The organism is Alloyangia mangrovi (assembly GCF_002300555.2).
GTDB lineage: Bacteria > Pseudomonadota > Alphaproteobacteria > Rhodobacterales > Rhodobacteraceae > Salipiger > Salipiger mangrovi.
In genome coordinates this window covers 1-4366 of sequence record NZ_NTHN02000112.1, presented here as the reverse complement: position 1 = coordinate 4366, position 4366 = coordinate 1, and the positions used below count along the sequence as shown (strand labels likewise).

Genomic DNA, 4366 nt, shown 5'->3' with positions numbered 1-4366 from the left:
CCCCCGAGGCGCGCCCGAGGTGCCCGCGGACGAGGCGGTGCCCGGCGAGGGCGAGGCGCCGTGCCGGAAGCCTCCGAGCCGAGCGCCGAGACCCGGGACAGCGCGCCCGACGCTGCCGATCCCGCGCTCTCCGGTTTCCGCCCGCGCGGTCGTCCCGGCGATCTGATCGAGCAGACCGAGCGCGCGGTGCTGGGCGGCGTGTCGCTGGCGGAACTCGAGCAGATGCGCCCGCAGATGCGCCCGCTCACCGCGCAGGAACAGGCGCTGGCGCTCGACCTGCCGGTCACCGAGCAGGCGATTGGCGCCTCGCTCACCCCGCTGCCGCGCCCGCGCAGCATGGAGGCGATCGTGCAGGAGGCGGTGAAACAGGCTTCGAACGCCCCCGCCGTCGCCATCGCGCCGGGCCCGAGCATCCCGCAGAACGCCAGCGTGGCGAAGAGCGCGACGCTGAACAACCAGATCGACCTGCGCGAAGTCAGCCTCATTGGCATCTACGGCAAGGATTCGAGCCGCCGCGCGCTGGTCCGCCTGCCCTCGGGCAAGTACCAGAAGGTGCAGGTCGGCGACAGCATCGACGGCGGGCGCATCGCGGCCATCGACGAGGACGAGCTGCGCTACGTGAAAAGCGGCCGAAACGTCGTGCTGAAGATGCCGCGCGGCTGATCCCGGCCCGATCCCGGCACGATCCAGACCCGGAGCGCGGCGGCATCTTCCATTCCTTCCCGCAAACGGCTGGACGCCAGCCCCTTACGGGTCTATCCCCGCATCCGAACTTTGCTTTGGTGAGACCATGCCCGACCTGCTGATCGAACTCTTTTCCGAAGAAATCCCGGCCCGGATGCAGACCCGCGCCGCCGAGGACCTGAAGAAGCTCGTCACCGACGGTCTGGTGGAGGCCGGTCTGACCTACGCGGGCGCCGCCGCCTTCTCGACGCCGCGCCGTCTGACGCTGACCGTACAGGGGCTTCTGGCCGCTTCCCCCGCCACCCGCGAAGAGCGTCGCGGCCCCAAGACCGACGCGCCCGAGAAGGCCATCGAGGGCTTCCTGCGCGGCGCCGGGGTGACCCGCGAGCAATGCGAGGAGCGCGAGGACAAGAAGGGCCGCGTGCTTTTCGCCATCATCGAGAAGCCCGGACGCCCGGCCGCCGAGATCATCGCCGAGGTGCTCGAGAAGACCGTGCGCAATTTCCCCTGGCCAAAGTCGATGCGCTGGGGCGCCGGCTCGCTGCGCTGGGTGCGGCCGCTGCATTCGCTCATCTGCCTGCTCACCGACGAGCAGGGCGCCGAGGTGGTGCCGCTGGAGATCGACGGCATTGTCGCGGGCAAGACCACCCGCGGTCACCGCTTCATGGGCGGCGAGGCGTTCGACGTCACGTCCTTTGACGATTACGAGGCCAAGTTGAAGCGCGCCAAGGTGGTGCTGAGCCCCGCCGAGCGGGCCGATACCATCTGGCATGACGCCACCAACCGCGCCTTTGCCGCGGGGCTCGAGGTGGTGGACGACCGCGGTTTGCTGACCGAGGTCTCGGGGCTGGTCGAATGGCCCGTCGTGCTGATGGGCGAGATCGGCGAGGACTTCCTGCAGCTGCCGCCCGAAGTGCTGCAGACCTCGATGAAGGAACACCAGAAGTTCTTCTCGGTGAAGAATCCCAGCTCGCGGCGGATCGAGCGCTTTGTCACCGTGGCGAACGTCGAAACCGCGGACGACGGCGCGACCATCCTCGCCGGCAACCAGAAGGTGCTTTCGGCCCGCCTGTCGGATGCCAAGTTCTTCTGGGAGAACGACCTGCGCGTCGCCAAGTCCGAAGGGTTGACCGCCTGGACCGATCGGCTTGGCAACGTGACCTTCCACAACAAGATGGGCAGCCAGAAGGCGCGCATTGAGCGCATCGCCGCGCTGGCGCGCGAGATCGCGCCGATGGTTGGCGCCGATGCCGCGCTGGCGGAACAGGCCGCGACCGTGGCCAAGGCGGACCTGTCGTCCGAGATGGTCTACGAGTTCCCCGAGCTGCAGGGCCTGATGGGCCGCTATTACGCCGAGGCCGCGGGCCTTCCGGCAGAGGTGGCCGCCGCCTGCCAGGAGCACTACTCGCCGCTCGGCCCGTCCGATGACGTGCCGACCGCGCCGGTCTCCGTAGCCGTGGCGCTGGCCGACAAGCTCGACACGCTGACCGGCTTCTGGGCGATCGACGAGAAGCCCACCGGCTCGAAGGATCCCTTCGCGCTGCGCCGCGCCGCGCTCGGCGTGATCCGGCTGGTGCTGAACAACGGGCTGCGCCTGCATCTCGACCGGCTCATCGACGCGCAGCTGCTGCGCCACAAGATCAACCCCGAGGGCAAGCACGAGGAAGCGCTGCGCGACGCGGTGCTGCGCGAGATCGCCCATCACGGCGTCTTCGGCTCGGCGGTGCGCGCGGTGATCGACCAGATCGAGGGCGACGCGCCGGAGTGGATCGCCGAGGTCGAGCAGCATTCGGGCGATCTCAGCGACGACCTGCTGGCCTTCATCCATGACCGCCTGAAGGTGCACCTGCGCGACGAGGGTATCCGCCACGACGTGATCGACGCCTGCCTCGCCATGCCGAACCGCGACGACCTCGCGCTGCTCGTCACCCGCGCCACGGCGCTGAGCGAGACGCTCGCGACCGAGGACGGCGGCAACCTCGTGCAGGGCTTCAAGCGCGCCAACAACATCCTCACGCAGGCCGAGGAGAAGGACGGGGTCGAATACAGCTTCGGCGCCGACCCCAAGTTCGCCGAGAGCGACGAGGAAAAGGCGCTCTTTGCCGCGCTGGACAAGGCCGAGGCCGAGATCGCCCCGGCGATGGAGTCCGAGGACTTTGCCGCCGCCATGGCCGCCATGGCCGCGCTGCGCGGGCCGATCGATGCCTTCTTCGAGGCGGTTCAGGTGAACTCGGACAACCAGGTGGTGCGCCGCAACCGCCTGAATCTGCTGTCGCGGATCCGCCAGATCTGCCTGCAGGTGGCCGATCTGACCCGGCTCGAGGGCTGAACTGCCCCGCCCCGGCCTCGCGCCGGGGCGCTCATTCCGGTACCGGCGCCGCCTCGTTACGCCCCGTCACGGCGCCGGGCCTTTCAAAAGGTATTAGTGCGGCACACCCTTTTCGGGATAGTCTGCACTGCGGACAAACAGGGGCGCTGTCATGCCCGACACCTATCGGAAAGACATGCAGGCGGATGATCCGCATGTCACGCTCATCACCCCCTCGGCGCCGATCGCGACGCCGAGCCATGGTGGCCGCGCGAAATGCCTGCAGCGGCTGGTGCGGCTTGACCTGCCGGTGCCGCGCACCGTTGCGCTGAGTTTCGACACCGTCCACCGCATCGCGCAGGGCGAGGTCCCGCCGCCCGCGCTGATCCTTGGCCAGTTCGCGCCCGGCACGCTGCTGTGCGTGCGCCCGTCGTCCGAGGATCCCGACTGGGGTGGGCCGGGCTCGGTGCTCAACATCGGCATGAACGACGCCACCTTCGTTGAATATTCCGACCGCATCGGGGCCGAGGCCGCCTCGGCGCTCTACAAGCGCTTCGTCACCGGCTACGCGATCCACGTGGCGCGGCTCGACCCGGATGTCTTCGAGGAAATCGACACCGACGGCCAGCAGGGCCTGTCGGACGCGCTGCGCGCCTACGAGGAAGAGGCCGAGGAGCCCTTCCCGCAGGATCCCGCCGTCCAGCTGACCGCCGTGCTGCGCACCATGGCCCGCGCCTGGGAGGGCACCACCGCCCGGCTGCTGCGCCAGGCCAAGGGCGCGCCGGTGGATGCCGGGCTGGGGCTGATCGTGCAGGAGATGGCGCTGGGGCTTGGCATCGGCGAATGCGGCTCGGGCGTGCTGCAACTGGTGAACTCCGACACCGGGCTGCCGCAGATCACCGGGCGCTACCTGCACCAGAGCCAGGGCCGCGACGCGCTGCACCACGAGAGCGCGGCGCTCTTCCTCGAGCGCGACCCGCGCGGGCCCTCGCTGGAGGAGCTGGCGCCCGAGGCCTTCGAGCAGCTCAAGGCGCATGCGCGGCTGATGCGCCAGCGCCTGCGGGCCGAGATGCAGATCGAGTTCACCATCGAGAACGGCCGGGTGCACATCCTTGACGGGGTGCGGGTGAAACGCGCGCCCCGCGCCGCGCTGCGCATCGCCGTGCAACTGGCCGAGGATGGCATCATCAGCCGCGAAGAGGCGCTGTTGCGGGTCGAGCCGCGCGGCCTGTCGGAGCTGCTGCACCGGCAGATCTCGCCCGAGGCCGAGCGTGACGTGATCGGCCGCGGCGTCGCCGCCTCGCCCGGTGCCGCCACCGGCAAGATCGTCTTCAGCGCCGCCGAGGCGCAGGCCTCGGCGGCGCGCGGCGAGCC

Annotated in this window: 1 protein-coding gene and 2 pseudogenes; all 3 read left to right on the top strand. The window is 69.9% G+C overall.

The genetic code is table 11. The features are described 5' to 3' along the window. A pseudogene (locus CLG85_RS26825) lies at nucleotides 1–663 on the top strand (pilus assembly protein PilP); the annotation flags it as partial. A gap of 127 nt (nucleotides 664–790) precedes the next feature. Beyond that, the gene (gene glyS / locus CLG85_RS26820; protein WP_095881134.1) at nucleotides 791–3013 is read left to right on the top strand and encodes a glycine--tRNA ligase subunit beta; all 2223 of its coding nucleotides are present in this window, start codon (nucleotides 791–793) and stop codon (nucleotides 3011–3013) included. A 151-nt stretch (nucleotides 3014–3164) separates the two neighbouring features. Then, a pseudogene (locus CLG85_RS26815) lies at nucleotides 3165–4366 on the top strand (pyruvate, phosphate dikinase); the annotation flags it as partial.